We start from the raw sequence: 18,809 nt of genomic DNA on the forward strand, positions 1-18,809 counted from the left end.
TATTTGCTACTTATTACAATATTGTTCTTTTGTTTTTCTTATGAATCGAAACTGCCGTTCCTCATTTCATTTAATCATGAGAATCATTGGGGTATGAGGAAGGCGATGTATGGGTCAATTAAAAGGAGAGAGTTGGATGTTATCAATAGAAAGTAAGAAAAGTAAGCGGGTATCGATGGTTCTGTTAGTCTTCTGTATGATTTTGCTCAGCAGTCATTTGTATATTCGTCATGAAGTGATAGGGTTTCTAATCGTCCAGTATTCATGTTGGATTTTAAGTGGTATCAGTCTAGTTTTTACAAGAAGAATGGATTCTATAAAAGTAAAATGGCTAGTGATTGCTCTCCATTTTCTTTTGACTTGCGGAGTAGGGCTTGTTTACATCATTGGGTGGATCATCGGGTGGATAAGTTTACCTAGGTGGGAGTTGTTGTTAGTATGTGTATTGTATTTTGGAGCAGTCGTAACATTAGACTATCAAAAAAAGAAAAAAACATTCTACCTGTTCGGTCTAGGTCTACCGATGCTGATATCGATCAGTTCGCTTATTGGGATCCATTACTTGTTGGCTTTCCATTCAAATACTATTAAATCTTGGCTTGTTATCCCTTTGTTGCTTTTCATGATGATTTCCGGCTTGATGGGTCTCTATTTCTCTACAAAACTTGAAGATAATCGAATAAAGTGGCTGCTATTAGGGATGAATTACTTATTTGCTACTTATTACAATATTGTTCTTTTGTTTTTCTTATGAATCGAAACTGCCGTTCCTCTTTTGATCATGAGAATCACTGGAGTATGAAGATAGCGCTGTTTTTTCCCTATAATATGTTATGTATTCGAACGCTGATAATTAAGGGATGAAATTTTCAGAAATATGACGTATAATGTAAAATACTGAAAAGTTGCGACCTTCAACTCGTAGATGTTTCAGAATCTAATTGAAATGATGGTGATATCATGACAGACAACAGCCAAACACGCGTTGTCGTAGGGATGAGCGGCGGTGTCGACTCATCTGTAACAGCACTTTTATTAAAGGAACAAGGATACGACGTGATCGGAATCTTCATGAAAAATTGGGATGATACGGACGAAAACGGCGTATGTACGGCCACGGAAGATTATAAGGATGTAGCGAAAGTAGCTGCTCAAATCGGGATTCCTTATTATTCTGTGAATTTCGAAAAAGAATATTGGGACCGTGTATTTGAATATTTCCTAGCCGAATACCGCGCAGGACGTACACCTAACCCAGACGTGATGTGTAACAAAGAAATCAAATTCAAAGCATTCTTGGACTATGCAATGGATCTTGGTGCTGATTATGTAGCTACTGGACATTATGCGCAAGTCACTCGCGATGAAAACGGTGTGGTCCATATGCTTCGCGGAGTAGACAACAATAAAGATCAAACTTACTTCCTTAGTCAATTATCACAAGAACAGCTTTCAAAAACGATGTTCCCTCTAGGCGGTATGGAAAAATCAGAAGTGCGGGCAATTGCTGAACGCGCAGGCCTTGCGACTGCTAAGAAAAAAGATTCAACAGGAATCTGCTTTATTGGTGAAAAGAACTTCAAACAATTTTTGAGCAACTACCTACCAGCGAAAAAAGGAAATATGGTCACTCTTGACGGTGAAGTCAAAGGGCAACATGCTGGCTTGATGTACTATACGATCGGTCAACGTCAAGGCCTAGGAATCGGTGGCGGAGGAGATTCGCAAGAACCTTGGTTTGTCGTAGGGAAAGATTTAGCGACGAACACATTATACGTGGGTCAAGGGTTCCACCATCCTGCACTGTACGCCACAAGCTTGGATGCAAGTGAAATCCACTTTACGACGAATGAACCAATGCCAAAAGAATTCAAGTGCACAGCGAAATTCCGTTACCGTCAACAAGATGTTCCTGTGACAGTTCGCTTATTGGATGATAACCGTGCAGAAGTCGTATTCGACGAACCTGTACGTGCCATCACTCCTGGACAAGCAGTTGTATTTTATGACGGAATGGAATGTCTAGGTGGCGGTTTGATCGACCACGCATACCAAGAAACAAAAGTTTTACAATACGTTTAAGCGATATGAAATGAATCAAAACAGCTATGGCTAACAAAAGAAACCCCTTTTCTTTTGGACAGCATAGCTGTTTTTTTGCAATAAAATTAATTTTTATTCATTTTATACTTGTAATTTCAGTGAAAACAGTCCATAATATCCAATAATATGAATAAAGTTGCTTTTTGGTAAGCAAGAGCAGTTGCAAAATAAAGGATATCTTTTGCAGGTGGTTTGTTCAATTTTATAAGTGAAGGTGATGGAAATGGAAAAGAAATCGACAGGTATTAGTAAGTGGGGACTGGTTGCTCTCGTTGTCAGTTCGTCAATCGGAAGCGGTGTGTTTGGAATCACGAGTGATTTGGCTAGTTCTGCAGCCCCTGGGCCAGCAATCCTTTCATGGATAATCGTCGGGATTGGTATTTTAGCTTTGGTATTATCGCTGAATCATTTAGGAGAAAAACGCCCAGATCTGGATGGCGGGATTTTTGGGTATGCAGAAGCTTCATTTGGGAAGTTAGGTGGCTTCATTAGTGGCTGGGGCTATTGGTTGTCTGCGTGGCTAGGAAATGTTGCTTTTGCGACGATGCTAATGAGTGCCATGGGAGAATTTTTTCCGATATTCAAAGGAGGACAAAATGTTCCTTCTATTTTATTTGCAAGTCTTTTTATTTGGGGTCTGACTTTATTAGTAAACAATGGGATCGAAGGAGCGAGCGTGATCAATACGATCGTGACGATCTGTAAATTAGTGCCATTATTCCTATTTTTAATATTTGTATTTATCGCATTTAAAGTGAATATATTCACTACTGATTTTTGGGGCAACGTATCTGATAATCTAGTGAACGGATCAGGACAGCAAGGAACGATCTGGTTGCAGATCAAAGGTTGTTTGATGGTCATGATGTGGGTCTTTGTAGGGATCGAAGGTGCAAGTGTTTTAGCTAACCGCGCGAAGAAACGTTCAGAAGCCCAGCAAGCATCCATCATTGGGCTGCTTTGTTTATTGTTTATCTATATCCTTGCTTCGATCTTGCCATACGGTGTCTTATCTCAAGAAGAGTTAGCAACTATTTCACAACCTGCTATGGCAAATATTTTAAAAGGAATCGTGGGAAATTGGGGAGCGGCACTGATCAATATCGGGTTGATCATTTCGATCATCGGTTCTTGGCTGTCTTGGACGATGCTCCCAGCAGAAACAACGATGTTGATGGCTCGAGACGGTCTGTTGCCGAAAGCTTGGGGAAAAACGAATAAAAAAAATGCCCCAACTTATTCGTTAATTGTTACTGCCATCTTGACTAATCTATTCTTATTGACTTTCTTAGTTACTGATTATGCCTATCAATTTGCCTATTCTTTATGTACAGCGGCAATCTTGATTTGTTATCTGCTTGTCGGGATCTATCAAGTCCAGTTTTCTTTAAAAGAAGGAATCAAAAAACAAGTAGTGATCGGTGGGATTGCTGTAGTTTTTGAATTGATGGGAATCACTTTAGCAGGATTTTCTTATGTCCTTTTATGTAGTATTGCCTATCTTCCTGGTTTTTGCTTCTACTGGATTGCTTGTCGGGAAAACAACCATCAAATTACGGGAAAAGAAAAAGTAATGATTGGGCTGATTTGTGTGGCCGCGCTGCTTTCAATCGGGTTGCTTGCTGTAGGCTGGATCAAGATATAAGGGGGAAAGAAACATGGAAATCGCAAATTTCGGTGTAGAAGAATGGCTAAATAAATGGGAAAAGAAAGCGGTATATGATATTGCACAAAGTTCGATCGAAGCATTGACATTAGACGAACTCGTTGGCTTAGACGGGACCAACGTAAGTGAGTTTTTCGAAAAACGCAAAAATGAACCATTGGACTATGGCTGGATTGAAGGATCAGATGCGTTCAAACAAGAAGTCGCTTCTCTTTATCAAACCGTCGATCCAGAAAACATCTTACAAACGAACGGAGCGACTGGTGCTAATCTTTTAGCTCTATACGCGTTAGTGGAAGCAGGAGACCATGTTGTTTCGATGCTTCCTACTTATCAGCAATTATATGACATCCCCAAATCTTTAGGTGCCACTGTTGACTTTGTTCATTTGAAGGAAGAAGAAGATTGGCAGTTTGATTTAGAACAGCTGGAAGCTTTAGTCAAACCTGAAACAAAAATCATCTGTTTGAATAGTGCAAACAATCCTACAGGCACATTGCTAAATCGGAAAACTTTAGAAAAAATCGCAGAAATTGCTCGTACAGTAGATGCATATGTATTGATAGATGAAGTATATGCGCCTTTAACGGATAATGGTGAATTCTTGTCGATCGTAGATGTCTATGAGAAAGGTATAGCAACCAATTCCCTATCCAAAACCTACTCCATTCCAGGTATCCGTATTGGCTGGACAGCTACTGGACCTGAATTGGCAGAGGTTTTTCGAAAATATCGAGACTACACGATGATTTGCGGCGGAGTCCTGTCAGATGATCTTGCTGTACATGCATTGAAGAATAAAGAAAAAATCTTGGAGCGAAACAAAAAGATCATTACAGAGAACCTTGCGATTTTAAAACAATGGGTAGCAAATGAACCGAAAGTTGAACTTGTCGCTCCCAATTACGTCTCTACTTCTTTCATCAAATTAGCCATCGAAGAAGATGATCAGACATTTTGTACCAATTTATTAGAAGAAACAGGAGTACTATTAGTACCAGGAAGTGCCTTTGATTTACCGAAGCATGCCCGACTAGGTTACTGTTGTAAAAAAGAAACCTTGGAAAAGGGATTATTCCTCTTATCTGAATTCTTGAAAAAACAGGCCTAAACAAAAACACTGCAAGGACAGTCTGTGACAACTGTTCAAGCAGTGTTTTTCAGTTAGGCTTATTGTCTATGAGAAGGAGAGTGCTCTGAAGATATGGAGACTCCTGAAGCTTTTTCTTCTGCAGTTTCTTGCTGATGGATCTCTTGTGTATTGTGTCGTACAAGCAAGAAGTTGACCAAAACAAGAAGAGAAGTCGAAAGAAAAACGCCACGATAACCAAATGCACTGGAAACACTGGAGCCGATCATAGGTCCTACTACGTTACCAGTTGCTTGGAAAGATTGGTTATAACTGAAGATCCGTCCAGCAGCTTGATGAGGCGAATATTTTGTGATCAATGCTTGGACAGCAGGGAGCAGACAAGCATCAGAGATACCAATCAAAAAACGTAAGGCAGCTAATTGCCAAACATTCGTGACGAATGCCATTGGGATATAAACCAAAATCGCAAAACCCAAACCAATCGCAAGTATTCTTTCACTCCCAATCTTGTCACCTAAGCGACCAAATCTTGGAGCGGCTATCAAAGTAGCAATTCCAGGTATCGAAGCGATGATTCCGCTGATCAATGTAACATTCCCATGTCCATGCAGCAATTGACGAATGTACAGACTGATGATTGGGCTGATAGAATTGTTGGATGCTTGGATGATCATCGTTGTGACGAACATACCGATGACGACGTGTGGATATTTCAAGTCTTTGAAAATCTGTTTGGCAGAAACCATGTTTTCTTTTTTCACTGGGACAAATTTTTCATGGACGAAAAACAGACTCAGCAAGAAGACGAAAAATAAGATGATCCCTGTAATGAAAAAGGTAGGGCGATAGCCAAACGCTGAAGCAGAGATCCCGCCAAGAAGCGGTCCAAGTAATGTTCCTGTAACAGAACCAGTTGCTAAGGTCCCAAGAACTTGACCACTTTTTTCTTTTGGCGTCCCAGTTGCGACAAGGGCAGTGGCATTACTGATATAACCAGAAAAAATCCCTTGAAGCAGACGCAATGCGACTAATTGATACACACTAGTTACACAACCCATCAAAGAAATGACGATTGCCATTCCTAATGAAGCACGCAGCAGCATCAATTTTCTTCCTTTTTGGTCGGCTAATTTCCCCCACCAAGGAGAGATCAGCGTAGTCACCAAGAAAGTAGATGAAAAAGTCAATCCGCTCCAAAAGTTCAATTGTGCCGTACTATAATTACCTAACGTATCTATGTAAAGTGACATAAAAGGCATGACTAAACTAAATCCGATACCAGCCATAAATGTTCCAAACCATAAGACAAACAAGTTTTGTTCCCAAGTTTCTCTTTTCCTAAATAATTTTTCCTTTATTCTTGCAGCCAATTAGACTCCTTCTTTCTGAAAATTTTCATCTACAACTCTTTATTATAAACTACAATATGTAGTTTATCAATGAAAGTCTCTTTTTTCTCTTTCTTTTTCGTGGTAAACTGAAAGAGTGAAGGATTTATTTTATGAGAGGAAACATGGAAATGAAAAAAAGAAATCTGTCTCAAGAGAAAATCATCGACTGCTTTCGAGAACTAGCAGAAGAGATGGATGTTCAGCAAATAACCTTTCAGCATTTAGCAAAACGCTTGGATATCAAGGCTCCCTCGCTGTATAACCATTTCAAAAATATTCGTGATGTCAAAACAGCGTTAACAGCAAAACTTCTGCAGGAACTTAATGACCAGCTGCGTCGGGCTCTTGTGGGAAAAAGTGGTCAGGAAGCACTGCAGATCTATGCAGAAACTTATCGATCCTTTGCTTTTTCGAATCAAGCAGTGTATGAGTTGCTGATCAGTGTGCCCCACACCAATGAAGCAGTATTATTAGAGGGAATCCATGAAACGAACCAGATCATTTTGCAGATCTTTGAGGCTTTTCAATTAATGAAAGAAGAAAAAGTCCACCGAAGCAGAGAATTACGTAGTATGATCCACGGTTATCTTTCCTTGCGTTTTTTAGGATACTTTACAAAAGAACCGACAATCGATCCAGAGGACAGCTATTTTTGGATGATCAATGACTTTATCGCTACTTTGCCTTAAACAATCAGATTCATTTATATCATTTTCAAGATGTTCATTAAATGATCCTTTTATAAGAGAAAATTCTTGCAACTTTCTTGAAAAGTGACTAAGATGAGTCTAGAAAAGCTGAAAGAAGGAGCACGAGTATGTATCAAGTAATTACCATGTTCGGGGACAATGAGCCTTGGTGGTTCTTTGAAGACTGGGAAGAAGATATTGAAGCAGAAGAAACATTCGAGTCTTTTGAAGAAGCACGACAAGCGTACGAAAAACAATGGATCGCGATCCATCAAAATTATGAATATATCAATGCAAAAAGCAACTTTCTCAGCGCCTTTTGGAATGACGGAGATGAGCGCTGGTGTGAAGAGTGTGACGATGATTTACAGCAATACAAGGGACTTGCGTTGTTGAAAAATCATCAGCCCATCACAGTAGAAAGCAGAAAGGAATTTTATGAAACAACTAATTCTAGCGGAAAAACCAAGCGTTGCGAAAGACCTAAGCAAGGTGCTTGGTGCTAATCAAAAGCACAAAAATTATTATGAAGGACCCAAGGTGATCGTTACTTGGGCCCTTGGTCATTTATTAGGATTGAAAATGCCGGAAGATCTGAATAAGGAATGGCAGAGCTGGCAAATGGACACGTTGCCAATGATCCCTAAAAAACTAGGAATCAAACCACTTCCTAAAACAGGACATCAATTAAAAGCAATCAAGCAGCTGGCTCAACGAAAAGATGTCTCAGAAGCAGTCATTGCGACAGATGCCGGAAGGGAAGGGGAACTTGTTGCTCGCTGGATCTTAGAGTATGTGCATTTCAATAAACCAGTGAAGCGGTTATGGATCTCTTCTCAAACAGATAAAGCAATCAAAACAGGATTCAAGCAACTAAGACCTGCAAAAGAATATGATGCATTGTATGAATCTGCTCTTGCCCGGGCAAAAGCGGACTGGTTGGTAGGATTGAATGTGACCAGAGCCTTAACTGTGAAGTACGCCGATAATTTATCAGCAGGCCGTGTGCAGACACCGACACTAGCATTAGTGAGAGATCAAGAAAAGAAAATCGAACAGTTCCGTCCACAAACGTATTTTACGATCACGTTGCACGCTGGAAAAGAACAAGCCAAAATGGTTCAAAAAAATCAATTTGCTTTAAAAACACAAGAAGAAGCACAAAAACTTGTTCAATTGATCAGTACAAGCAAAGGAACTGTCACAGATATCCAAGAAAAATTAAAAACGGAATCTGCGCCGCTACCTTATGATTTAACAGAGATCCAAAGAGAAGCCAATCAACGCTATGGCTATTCTGCAAAGAAAACATTAAGTCTTGTACAAAGTTTATATGAGACCCATAAAATCGTTACTTATCCGCGTACAGACAGCAAATATCTGACAAACGACATGAAAAGTACGATGAAAGAACGACTGCAAGCAGTCAGCGACTTTGCTCCTGAGGTCAAGCAGTATTTGAAAAACGGAGCCATCGTCCAACAGACAAAAGTATTCCAAGACAATAAAGTGACCGATCACCATGCGCTTTTGCCAACTGAAAACCGAGCACGTTATGAAAAACTAAGTAATGAAGAGCAAAAAATCTATCAGATGATCGTCTCTCGTTTCTTAGGCTTGTTTGCTCAACCACACAAAGTCAGTCAGACAAAAGTCACGGTTGAATTTGGTAAAGAACAATTCATTTTCCGACAAAATCGTGTCGTCCAAGCAGGGTGGAAAGGCGAAACGGAATCTGAAACAGAAACAGTCAAATGGGAAAAAGGAATGCGGATCAATCCTGATTTCACCATCAAAAAAGAATTATCTGCACCGCCTAAACCATTGACAGAAGCAAGCTTGCTTGGACAAATGGAAAAATACAGTCTGGGAACACCGGCTACTCGTGCAGAGATCATTGAGAAACTGATCAAATCAGAGCTGATGGAACGTACCCCTCAAGGACTGCAAGTATCCCCTAAAGGTAAACAATTATTAGTATTAGTCAACCCATCTTTAGTGACGCCGGATCTGACAGAAAGCTGGGAAAAAGACCTTGAAGCGATTGCTGCAGGAAAGAAACAAGCAGGAACCTTCTTGAATGGAATCGAAAAAGAAACAAAACGCTTGGTGAATGAGATCAAATCAAGCAAACAAGAATATCAAGATTTCTCGATCACCCAAAAGAAATGTCCAGAATGTGGGGCCAATCTGCGTGAGAAAAACACACGAGACGGCAAAATTTATGTCTGCACCAATTCAGATTGCAGCTACCGCAGAAGAAAAGATCCAAAAGTCTCCAACCATCGCTGCCCACAATGTCACCGGAAAATGGAAATCATCGAAGGCAAAAATGGTGCTTATTTCCGTTGTAAATACGACGGAACGACAGAAAAAATGCTTGATAAAAAAGAGCAGAAGAAGAAAATGACCAAACATGAAGAACGTCGCTTGCTGAAAAAATATGCACAGGCAGAAGAACCAGAAGAAAGCCCATTAGCAGCAGCACTAAAAGCGGCAATGAAAAAGTAAGAAGATGTGGAACACCGTTTGTTCGGAAAGAGGGACTGTGACAAGATTTTTGTCACAGTCCCTCTTCATTTAAAAAAATGTTCACTTCATTTGACGTATATTATTGGTGAGGCTTCAATTCATTTGGCTTCACTTTTTCTGTTTCTCTAATAATATAAACAGGACGTTGTTTCGTTTCTAAGAAAATTTTTCCGATATATTTTCCGATGATTCCAAGACATAACAGTTGGATTCCGCCGATGAATAGGAAGATCGAGACCATGGAAGGCCATCCTGATGTAGGATCACCAAACAGCAATGCTCGCAAAATAATGAACAAGATCGCAATACCAGAACAAACACAAGACAAAGCGCCGATAAATGAAGCAATCGTCAATGGCGCATCGGAGAAGTTCACGATACCATCAATCGAGTAGTTGAACAATTTCCAGAAGGACCAAGATGTTTCACCAGCTACACGTTCGCGGTTTTCATAAGAAATATATTCTGTTTTGAATCCGACCCAACTGAATAATCCTTTTGAAAATCGGTTGTATTCTGTTAGTTCTAGGACAGCATCCACCATTTGTCGGGTCATCAAACGGAAATCACGAGCGCCATCGACCATTTCTGTATCGCTGATTTTATTGATCAACTGGTAGAATTTTTTCGCGAAGAAACTGCGGATTGCAGGCTCACCTTCACGAGTCGAACGCCGGGTGCCGACACAATCGATATCAGAAGTAGTGATTCGTTCAATCATCTCAGGAAGCAGTTCAGGCGGATCTTGTAAGTCAACATCCATAACAGTCACTAAATCTCCTGTAGAAGCTTGTAATCCAGCGTATAGAGCCGCTTCTTTCCCGAAATTTCTGGAAAATGAGACAAAGCGGACATAAGGATAAGCTGCAGCTAGCTTCTTGATTGCTGCTAACGTACCGTCTTTTGATCCATCGTCAATAAATAAATATTCGAACTCATGGGCACCTTTGAATTTTTCAACCTCATCAAAAAAAAGAGGAACCGTTTTTTCTTCATTGAAACATGGGACAACAATTGATACTTTCATCGTTTCTATCCTTTCAATCGTATGTTTATATATGGTTTACATTCAAAATTTAATAAACCTTAAATAACACCTTTTAAATTTGATTTTACGTAAAAGAACAGGTATTCTTTTGGTAAACTGCCGTATTTAGTTTACCATGTTTCCTCGGTTTATCAAACTTTTAAGAACAATTTTTAGTAGTTGGCAAGTAATTTCGGACAGAGAAAAAGGAGGAAGCTCCAGTCTGTTGACCAGGAGCAAACAAAATGAAAATACACACACCTATCGGCTTTTTATGGTTAGATGCAGATGAATCCGGATTGACTGCCGTATCTTTTCAGCCAATTTCGGAAAGCGAAGAAGCGAATCAGCAAATTTTAACGCGCACACAAGAACAGTTTGAAGAATATTTTGCGGGAAAAAGAAAAGAATTTGTAGTTCCTTTATCTATAAAGAGAGGTACGCCTTTTCAGCAAAATGTCTGGAAAGCTTTGTCGACCATTCCTTATGGAGAAATCCGAACGTATAAAGAAGTAGCCGTTGCTGTCGATAGTCCGAAAGCTGTGCGAGCGATTGGACAGGCAAATCGAACCAATCCATTGCCAATCGTTATTCCTTGTCATCGAGTGATCGGGCAAAATGGAAAACTGACAGGATATATGGGAAACGCAACAGATGGAGTCGAAATCAAACGCCAATTGTTGCTATTAGAAGGGTATCTGCAAAATTAAAAAACAGTTGTGATTCGAACATTGTTCCATGCGAGAATCACAACTGTTTTTTCGTGTTTATTCTAAAGTTTGATCAGCCAAATAAATAGTAAAGCCATCACTGTTTGGAGAATCCCGACAGCCAATCCGTAAGATAAGAAACGTGTACCTTCTTTCATGAATTTTGCAAAGTCTAAACGCAGCCCAATTGCCGCTAAAGCAGTGATCTCAAACCAGCTACTGATAAAATGTGCCGATTGGTCAATAACTAAAGGTAAAGAAAACAAGCTGTTGACCAAACAAAAGATCACAAACCCTAATACATACCAAGGAAGCGGTAATTTTCGTTTTTTCTGCGTATCAGTCGGTGTTTCAAACAGAGCTGGTTGTTTCTTGTGCATGAATTTTTCAAACAAATAGACAACAACAACAAGCATCATGATACGTAGAATCTTAAACAACATGGCAAATTCGACAACAGAACTGTCAAGCAAACTTGCACCAGCGACTACTTGACCCACAGATTGGAGTGTACCACCCAAAAGTGCGCTTTTTTCAATGAGATTTCCGCCGAATAGCTGTAATCCAAGAAAAGGGAGGGTCAACATCATCACAGTACCTAGTAGATTGACCAGTGTGATGATCTGTCCTTTTTCTTCCTCTTTTGCATGAATGGAAGGGGCGATCGAAGCAATAGCAGAAGAACCACAAACAGCGTTTCCTCCAGCCATCATCAAAGAAGAAGTATCGCTGAATTGCAGTTTCTTACCAATCAAGTAAGCACCGATGATAGTGACTGACATCTGTAGTAACACAAAAACAATTCCTTTTACACCAATTTGAGCAATCGTTTGAGCGGTGACAGTTGCACCTAGTAAAAAAACAGAGAATTCCAATAGTTTGCTTTCAGCGAATTTTGTGCCGATTGCTAGAACAGGCTGTTTAAAAAAAGTATTTCCTAATAAAATACCCAATAAAATAGCAATAGTCGCTCCACCTAACTGTGGCAGATAAATAGCAAGAAGCCGGCTGACGGCAGCGATGGCAAAAGAAAGCAGTAACCCGGGCAAAATCTCGCGGACCGCTGAATCCTTTACAGATTTTATTGGATGTGACAATGATTTCATTTGATTGGTTCCTTTCGTCAATAAATACTAAAAGCATACTCGAACATAGTAGCACTAAACCAGTATTTTGACAAAAGAATAAGAGGTCGTGACAAAAGTCTTGTCACAACCTCTTATTTCGAATAAACGGTGTTTAAAAGCCAGTTTATCGGTATTAAGCCCAACCAATTCAAAAACGTGAGAAGCTGTTTTTGTTTGGCTGTTCTTATGACTTGATGCAGAACTGCTTTTTCACAACCGATCGAATCAATTATGAAGCGATTTTTTTAGAAACGAATTTTCCGTGTTTGCTATGTTCTTTAGTTAAGAAACGTACGTAATGAGCAAGCACGTAGAAGACAACTACACTGGCAAACAGACATTCCGCAATTTTTAAGAAATCTAATACGCTACTATAAATACCTAAACTGTTGAAGTAATGAACAGTAGTAAATAGAGCTGTTGCAGAGATAACAAGTGGGAATGTAAAGGCTGCGTAGCTTGGATAAAAACGAAGCTTGAACAAGCGTGGCAGCATAGACAGTACAACGAAATACAATACTTGAGATAAAACGAACAATGCTACGACAAGATAAAAGTTAGGTTCTGCAAAGTTTTTCAGGTAACCTGTCAGGCAAAGAGAACCAGGTGCTGCAACGATCGTAATCAGCGGACGTGTCGGATGAGCCATATTTCTTACGAAAAAGACACGTTTGATGATGATTGGCAATAAGAACGCATAGCAGACCAATGAAATCCAAAAGAAGATTTTTCCAATAAGTGGGAAGAAGTTCCCAGCAGTTACAGTGATGACCCCAAATCCAACGTAAATGATAAACCAGCTTGGATAAATTGCTTCAATAGAAAGATCAGCTTTGATGACATGGTGATAATTGAAATAAAAGACAAGTATCACTTGGAAAATAACTGCGCACAACCAAATGAATTTGACAATCGGTGCAATACTTTCATATGAAACAAAATAAGTACAAATAACCATGAGTGACATCGTAAAAGTTGGTGAAACGGAGGCGATGATCGGATCATGCAACGTTTGTTTCGTATGCTCAAATAAGATAAACAATTTAACAAAAATGAATATCATAAGAATCATTGAGATACCGCCAGTTAGATTGCCTAAAGCAACATGGTGATAGTCTTTAAACAGATTTCCAAGGGAAGCTAACCCAAGGATCAACCCGCAGATCGGGATCGGAATAATTTTCAAAAAGTTCTTCATATATATATTCTCCTTTTTATTTAATAGATTTTAGTACCAAGATGAACGAATACATTGTAAAATGAATAGGTCTGTATGATTACGAGCAAAGCAGACAGCTGATTGTCTTTGTCTGAGTTACTAGTTGGATCAGCAACTGTTTTGTTGTACATTTCTATTATAGATGGTTTTTTGTATATTTAAATCAAATAGTTTTTATAGTAATTATCATAAAAAGTTATGGAAGTGGTGCCATGTTTAAGTTATTAACGACTTTTCGAGCAGTATATGAAACAAGAAATTTTTCTAGAGCAGCAGAAGTACTGTTTTTATCTCAGCCAGCCGTCTCGAATCAAATCAAACAATTAGAGCGGGAGTTGAATATTGATCTTTTTCAGCGTAATGGCAGAAAAGAGATGCTTCCAACTAAGCAAGCCGATTTATTATACGAGCGGACGCTGGTTTTATTAGAAGAATGGGAAGAGACCCAGCAAAAATTGCTCAATGAACAAAATGAAGAAGAAGTATGTCGGATCGTTGCTTCCCACACATTTGCTGTCTATCTTTTGCCTCAGTTGATGAAACATCTGATCAAAAGGTTTCCTAAAGTGCATTTTGAGATCGAGATCGCGAATTCACATGAATCATTAGAACAAGTAGCGAAACATGAATCCGATTTTGGTTTTATCGAAAAGCCCTTAGAGACTTCCGGCGTGCAAAGATACTCTTTGATGGAAGACCAGCTAGTCATTGCTGGGGACCCAAAAAGCAAATTGTGGCTTGTAAGAGAAGCAAATTCTGGTGTTTTTCACTACACGCAACGTTATTTTGAAGAAATGAATATCCAAGATAAGAAAATGATCGTGAAAAGCAATGATGTGATCGTTGCGTTGCTGAAGGAAGGAATCGGACGCTCGATTTTATCTAAGCGCTCTGTGCCAGAAGACGTACCAATGATTCCGTTGAATTTCCATCGGTATTTTTATTTCATCCAACGAACCAATCTGGTTTCTGATCAGCTGTTAGAGATTGCTGAAGAGATCCTTCGATACAATGAAAGCACAGAAACTTCTCACAGCGAGGAGAATCTCAGCTGATAGATAATTGCATGTATCAAAAAAAGTTCTATGATACACTAAAGATAAGCAGTAGGCTTTTGCCTTTTGTTTGCTCAAGCAGCTGCACAAACGGAAAGTTAATTTTTCCCAAATGTCTGTGGAAAGACTTTCCATTATCTAACTGGACCGCTATAATAATCAGCAGTATGGTTTTTAAGAAAAGGGATGAAACATGGAAAAAAAATTAAAAGCTTCGAACGATAATCGTATTGATTATGGCGTGATTTTACCAGTCTTTCTGTTATGTTTGATTGGTCTGCTCTCATTATATGTAGCACTTAGCCATGATCCAAACAATCCAGCAGTCTTGAAAGGCGTAGGGATGCAAGTTGTCTGGTATTTAGTTGGGGCGGCAGCAATCGTTGTCATCATGCATTTGAATTCCAAATGGATCTGGAAACTGACTCCTTACCTTTATGGCTTGGGATTAGTAGTAATGGGACTCTTACTTGAATTCTATGATAAGAATTTAGCCGATTCTACAGGTTCTAAAAACTGGTTCCGATTCGGTGCGTTCACCTTCCAGCCAGCAGAGCTAATGAAGATCGCGTACATCTTGATGATGGCGCTGATCGTGACCAAACATAATACGCAAGTAAAAGAACGGACGATGAAATCGGACTTTTGGCTGATTGGGAAGCTCTTGATCGTGACGATACCGGTTTTAGCGTTGATCATGGCCCAAGATGACTTTGGAACGATGCTCGTCTTCCTTGCGATCTTCGGCGGGATATTCTTGATGTCTGGGATCTCTTGGCGCATCATCGCCCCTGTAGTGATCTTGGCAGTAGTCGTTGGTGCAGGAACGATTTTCTTAGTGACGACTGAAGGCGGAAGAGACTTGCTTTACAAAGTGGGCTTCAAATCTTATCAATTTGCACGTATTGATTCATGGCTGGATCCTTTCCATGATACGTCTGGGATGAGTTATCAGCCGGCACAAGGACTTTTGGCAATCGGCACCGGTGGCTTGTTTGGTAAAGGATTCAATGTAAGCAATATTTATGTGCCTGTTCGTGAGTCCGATATGATTTTTACCGTTATCGGTGAAAACTTCGGCTTTATCGGTGGTGCATTCGTCATTTTCTTGTATTTTATTTTGATTTATCGTATGATTCGGGTGTGTTTCGATACGAATAATGAATTTTACGCCTATATCGCAAGCGGTTTGATCATGATGCTGCTGTTCCATGTCTTTGAGAACATTGGAGCAAATATCGGATTACTTCCTTTAACAGGGATCCCATTGCCTTTCATTAGCCAAGGAGGATCTTCGATTTTAGGGAACATGATCGGTATCGGGTTGATATTATCGATGAGATACCAAAATGAAGCACCTGCAAGATCTTCAAGGAGGTAAGAAAATTGTACACCTTTTACTGGTACCCGAAATGTTCAACATGCAAAAAAGCCAAAGCGTGGTTAGACCAGCATGGCGTTAGTTATCAAACTGTTGATATGATCAAAGAAGTACCGAAGGCCTCAACGATTGAGACTTGGCTAGAAACGAGTCAAGTACCAATTCGTCGCCTGTTCAACACAAGCGGGATGAAATATCGGGAACTTGGACTGAAAGATCAAGTAGGCGAGTTTACGGCTTCAAAAGCAAGCCAAGTCTTATCGACAGATGGCATGCTGATCAAGCGGCCGCTGATCGTGCAAGAGGACCAGCTTGTTGCAATTGGATTCAATGAAAAAATTTATGAAGGAGAACTGATATAAAATGGCAGGCAAACATTTGAAGAAAAAGGACAACCTTTGGATCTTATTTAATGGAAAAGAATACTGTGTTGGTTTGACAAATGAAGCGCAAGAAGAACTGGGAGACATCACGTTTGCCAATCTGCCAAAAGCAGGACAATCGCTAAAAAAAGATGAACCTCTGATCGAAGTCGAAGCGGAAAAAGCGGTCAATGAATTTGCTAGCCCGCTAACGGGTACAGTTTCTTCTGTGAATGATAAAATCGGTGAAGATATCAATATCTTGAATGATTCAGATGAAATGAATGCGTGGATCTTAAGTTTCAAAGATGTTGATCCAAAAGAATTTGACGAATTATAAAATCAGAAAATCACTTGAAAAAAGTTGACACTGATTCTTCCAGTTGCTATAATCATAAGCAATCCTATATGAAATGAGAAAGCTTTGAAAAGAAGAGTACATGTCACGGACGTTTGAAGAGAGCCCTGTTTGCTGAAAATGGGTAACGAAAATGAGATGGAAGATGGTCTTAGAGCAGAGTAAGCGAGCGTAAGCAAACTTACTACGGGAGTGCCCGTTACAGCGCGACAGTATACGGAAAGAATCTAAGTCCAAGTACTGGAAGAGGCTGTTATTGCGAAGTAACGGTAAATCAAGGTGGTAACACGGAAGTTCAAGCTTTCGTCCTTTTGCTTAAGGCAAGAGGGCGAAGGCTTTTTTGTTTGAAAAATCATAAGAGAAAGATGTGAATGGCATGTCATTAATCCAACTAACGAATGTCAAAAAGACATTCAATGGGAAAAACGGAAACATCCAAGCCGTCAATGACGTTTCACTAAACGTTGAAAAAGGGGATATTTATGGAATCGTCGGCTATTCTGGCGCAGGAAAAAGTACATTAGTCCGTCTCCTGAATGGACTTGAGCTTCCCACGAGCGGCGAAGTGATCGTAAACGATCAAGATATCACAAAGTTAAAAAACAAAGAATTACGTACATTCCGAAAGAAAATCGGTATGATCTTCCAGCATTTCAACCTGTTATGGTCAAGAACTGTACTTGAAAATATTCAGCTGCCGTTGGAATTAGCTGGTGTACCAAAGAGCAAACGCAAAGAACGAGCAGAAGAATTGTTGCGTTTAGTCGGGTTAGAAGGACGCGGACAAGCGTATCCTTCACAACTTTCCGGCGGACAGAAACAACGTGTCGGTATCGCACGAGCATTGGCAAATGATCCTGAGATCTTGCTTTGTGATGAGGCTACGAGCGCATTGGACCCGCAAACAACAGAAGAAGTATTAGACTTATTGTTAGCAATCAATAAGAAATTGAATTTGACCATCGTCTTGATCACACATGAAATGAATGTGATCCGCAAAATCTGCAACAAAGTCGCTGTGATGGAGTTGGGGAAAGTCGTAGAAGAAGGAGACGTGTTGACTGTCTTCAGACAACCGAAAAAAGAAGTAACCAAACGTTTTGTACAACAAGACATCGAACCAGAAGCCGATTCGACAGAACTATTAGCTGAACTCATCAAAGAAAATCCAAGCGGCCGTTTGGCAACTTTGACCTTTAGCGAAAGAAATGCCAACGAGCCAGTCATTTCCCAAGCAATTCGACGCTATAACATTGATGTCAACGTCGTATACGGGAAAATCAAACAAGTAAAAGAAGGTTCCTTTGGTTCATTGACTGTCTTGATGACAGGTGAAACTAAAGAATTAGATCAAGCAGAAGTGTTCATTAAAGAACAAGGAGTAGGAATTGAGGTGATCCATCGTGGATAAAAGCTTTTCAGAAACATATCTAGATTTTAAACAAATCAATCCGGAAACGATGAATCAGGCTATCCTTGATACACTATATATGACATTGATCTCAATGGTCTTAGTGACGATCATCGGATTAGTCTTGGGATTGATTCTTTACTCTATTGGACGCAAAAACAAACCGTATGCTCGAATCATTTACGGGATCGTATCGATCATCAGTAATATTTTCCGGTCAACACCATTTATGATCCTGATGGTTTTGATCATTCCATTTACTAAAGCAATCGTAGGCACTATGTTAGGTGCGCAAGCAGCCATTCCAGCTCTTGTTTTATCCGCGGCACCATTTTATGCCCGTCTAGTAGAGATTGCTTTTCGTGAAGTCAGCCCTGGCGTACTGGAAGCAGCAGATGCAATGGGTGCAAGTTACTGGGAAATCATCTGGAAGGTCTTGATACCTGAAAGTATTCCCGCGTTGATTTCTGGATTAACAGTTACAACGATCTCGATGATCGGATTTACCGCCATGGCCGGCGCGATCGGCGCAGGTGGACTTGGAGGTCTTGCTTGGCAGGAAGGCTACCAGCGTGGTAATCTGACAGTGACATTTGTTGCGACTTTAATTATTTTACTAATCGTATTTATCGTTCAAGGAATCGGTGATTTCTTAACTAAGAAAACAGACAAAAGATAATAGGAT

The 18,809-nt window shown here is 39.9% G+C and carries 18 protein-coding genes and 1 other annotated feature; of the genes, 14 read left to right on the forward strand and 4 right to left on the reverse strand.

The window, feature by feature from the left end; translation table 11 throughout:
- Positions 1-136 precede the first annotated feature (136 nt).
- The 4 genes from A5816_RS00435 to A5816_RS00450 all read left to right on the forward strand — a co-directional run bounded on the left by A5816_RS00435 (position 137) and on the right by A5816_RS00450 (position 4,880).
- Positions 137-754: a hypothetical protein gene (locus A5816_RS00435; RefSeq protein WP_086311150.1), complete on the forward strand. Its 618-nt coding sequence runs from the start codon at positions 137-139 to the stop codon at positions 752-754.
- A gap of 206 nt (positions 755-960) precedes the next feature.
- Positions 961-2,082 carry a tRNA 2-thiouridine(34) synthase MnmA gene (gene mnmA / locus A5816_RS00440; RefSeq protein ID WP_002313365.1) on the forward strand — a complete coding sequence of 374 codons (1,122 nt, stop codon included), beginning with the start codon at positions 961-963 and terminating at the stop codon, positions 2,080-2,082.
- Between the two features lie 244 nt (positions 2,083-2,326).
- Complete coding sequence (arcD, locus tag A5816_RS00445) at positions 2,327-3,748, forward strand: arginine-ornithine antiporter (RefSeq protein WP_010731990.1); 1,422 nt, start codon at positions 2,327-2,329, stop codon at positions 3,746-3,748.
- Positions 3,749-3,761: 13 nt separating this feature from the next.
- Positions 3,762-4,880, forward strand: a complete 1,119-nt coding sequence (locus A5816_RS00450; protein ID WP_086310451.1) for an aminotransferase — start codon at positions 3,762-3,764, stop codon at positions 4,878-4,880.
- Positions 4,881-4,939: 59 nt separating this feature from the next.
- Here the strand turns inward: A5816_RS00450 and A5816_RS00455 are convergent, their stop codons facing one another.
- Positions 4,940-6,232, reverse strand: coding sequence for a multidrug efflux MFS transporter (locus A5816_RS00455; protein ID WP_002329559.1), 1,293 nt, complete (start codon positions 6,230-6,232; stop codon positions 4,940-4,942).
- 149 nt (positions 6,233-6,381) lie between these two features.
- Here A5816_RS00455 and A5816_RS00460 point away from each other — a divergent pair, with 149 nt between their 5' ends.
- The 3 genes from A5816_RS00460 (at position 6,382) to A5816_RS00470 (ending at position 9,453) form a co-directional block, all read left to right on the forward strand.
- A complete protein-coding gene (locus A5816_RS00460; protein WP_086311151.1) occupies positions 6,382-6,942 on the forward strand; it encodes a TetR/AcrR family transcriptional regulator in 561 nt (186 codons plus the stop codon).
- A 128-nt stretch (positions 6,943-7,070) separates the two neighbouring features.
- Complete coding sequence (locus A5816_RS00465) at positions 7,071-7,448, forward strand: DUF1033 family protein (RefSeq protein ID WP_002312065.1); 378 nt, start codon at positions 7,071-7,073, stop codon at positions 7,446-7,448.
- Positions 7,381-9,453 (forward strand): DNA topoisomerase III, encoded by a 2,073-nt coding sequence (locus A5816_RS00470; RefSeq protein WP_073994822.1) that lies wholly within the window; start codon positions 7,381-7,383, stop codon positions 9,451-9,453. Before A5816_RS00465 ends, A5816_RS00470 begins: the two co-directional genes overlap by 68 nt.
- A gap of 100 nt (positions 9,454-9,553) precedes the next feature.
- Here the strand turns inward: A5816_RS00470 and A5816_RS00475 are convergent, their stop codons facing one another.
- Positions 9,554-10,501, reverse strand: a complete 948-nt coding sequence (locus A5816_RS00475; RefSeq protein ID WP_002375005.1) for a glycosyltransferase family 2 protein — start codon at positions 10,499-10,501, stop codon at positions 9,554-9,556.
- Positions 10,502-10,746: 245 nt separating this feature from the next.
- Between A5816_RS00475 and A5816_RS00480 the strand changes: the two genes are divergently transcribed.
- Positions 10,747-11,211: a methylated-DNA--[protein]-cysteine S-methyltransferase gene (locus A5816_RS00480; RefSeq protein ID WP_033795758.1), complete on the forward strand. Its 465-nt coding sequence runs from the start codon at positions 10,747-10,749 to the stop codon at positions 11,209-11,211.
- Positions 11,212-11,273: 62 nt separating this feature from the next.
- On the opposite strand, the gene A5816_RS00485 is transcribed toward A5816_RS00480, so the two are convergent.
- Positions 11,274-12,317 carry a YeiH family protein gene (locus A5816_RS00485; protein ID WP_002375009.1) on the reverse strand — a complete coding sequence of 348 codons (1,044 nt, stop codon included), beginning with the start codon at positions 12,315-12,317 and terminating at the stop codon, positions 11,274-11,276.
- Positions 12,318-12,567: 250 nt separating this feature from the next.
- On the reverse strand, positions 12,568-13,536 hold the full coding sequence (locus tag A5816_RS00490) for a TDT family transporter (protein ID WP_002375011.1): 969 nt from the start codon (positions 13,534-13,536) through the stop codon (positions 12,568-12,570).
- Between the two features lie 233 nt (positions 13,537-13,769).
- Here A5816_RS00490 and A5816_RS00495 point away from each other — a divergent pair, with 233 nt between their 5' ends.
- The 6 genes from A5816_RS00495 to A5816_RS00525 all read left to right on the forward strand — a co-directional run bounded on the left by A5816_RS00495 (position 13,770) and on the right by A5816_RS00525 (position 18,803).
- Positions 13,770-14,612 (forward strand): LysR family transcriptional regulator, encoded by an 843-nt coding sequence (locus tag A5816_RS00495; protein ID WP_002375016.1) that lies wholly within the window; start codon positions 13,770-13,772, stop codon positions 14,610-14,612.
- A 193-nt stretch (positions 14,613-14,805) separates the two neighbouring features.
- Positions 14,806-15,993 (forward strand): FtsW/RodA/SpoVE family cell cycle protein, encoded by a 1,188-nt coding sequence (locus tag A5816_RS00505; RefSeq protein WP_002312069.1) that lies wholly within the window; start codon positions 14,806-14,808, stop codon positions 15,991-15,993.
- Positions 15,994-15,998: 5 nt separating this feature from the next.
- Positions 15,999-16,355: an arsenate reductase family protein gene (locus tag A5816_RS00510; protein WP_002308244.1), complete on the forward strand. Its 357-nt coding sequence runs from the start codon at positions 15,999-16,001 to the stop codon at positions 16,353-16,355.
- A 1-nt stretch (position 16,356) separates the two neighbouring features.
- The gene (locus tag A5816_RS00515) at positions 16,357-16,695 is read left to right on the forward strand and encodes a glycine cleavage system protein H (protein WP_002291179.1); all 339 of its coding nucleotides are present in this window, start codon (positions 16,357-16,359) and stop codon (positions 16,693-16,695) included.
- Between the two features lie 75 nt (positions 16,696-16,770).
- Positions 16,771-17,027: a binding site (T-box leader), on the forward strand.
- 62 nt (positions 17,028-17,089) lie between these two features.
- A complete protein-coding gene (locus A5816_RS00520) occupies positions 17,090-18,124 on the forward strand; it encodes a methionine ABC transporter ATP-binding protein (protein WP_002304234.1) in 1,035 nt (344 codons plus the stop codon).
- On the forward strand, positions 18,117-18,803 hold the full coding sequence (locus A5816_RS00525; protein ID WP_002287674.1) for a methionine ABC transporter permease: 687 nt from the start codon (positions 18,117-18,119) through the stop codon (positions 18,801-18,803). The genes A5816_RS00520 and A5816_RS00525 overlap by 8 nt, the downstream gene beginning before the upstream one ends.
- Positions 18,804-18,809: the final 6 nt, after the last annotated feature.

Source organism: Enterococcus sp. 3G1_DIV0629, from assembly GCF_002141285.1.
Taxonomy (GTDB): Bacteria; Bacillota; Bacilli; order Lactobacillales; family Enterococcaceae; genus Enterococcus_B; species Enterococcus_B lactis.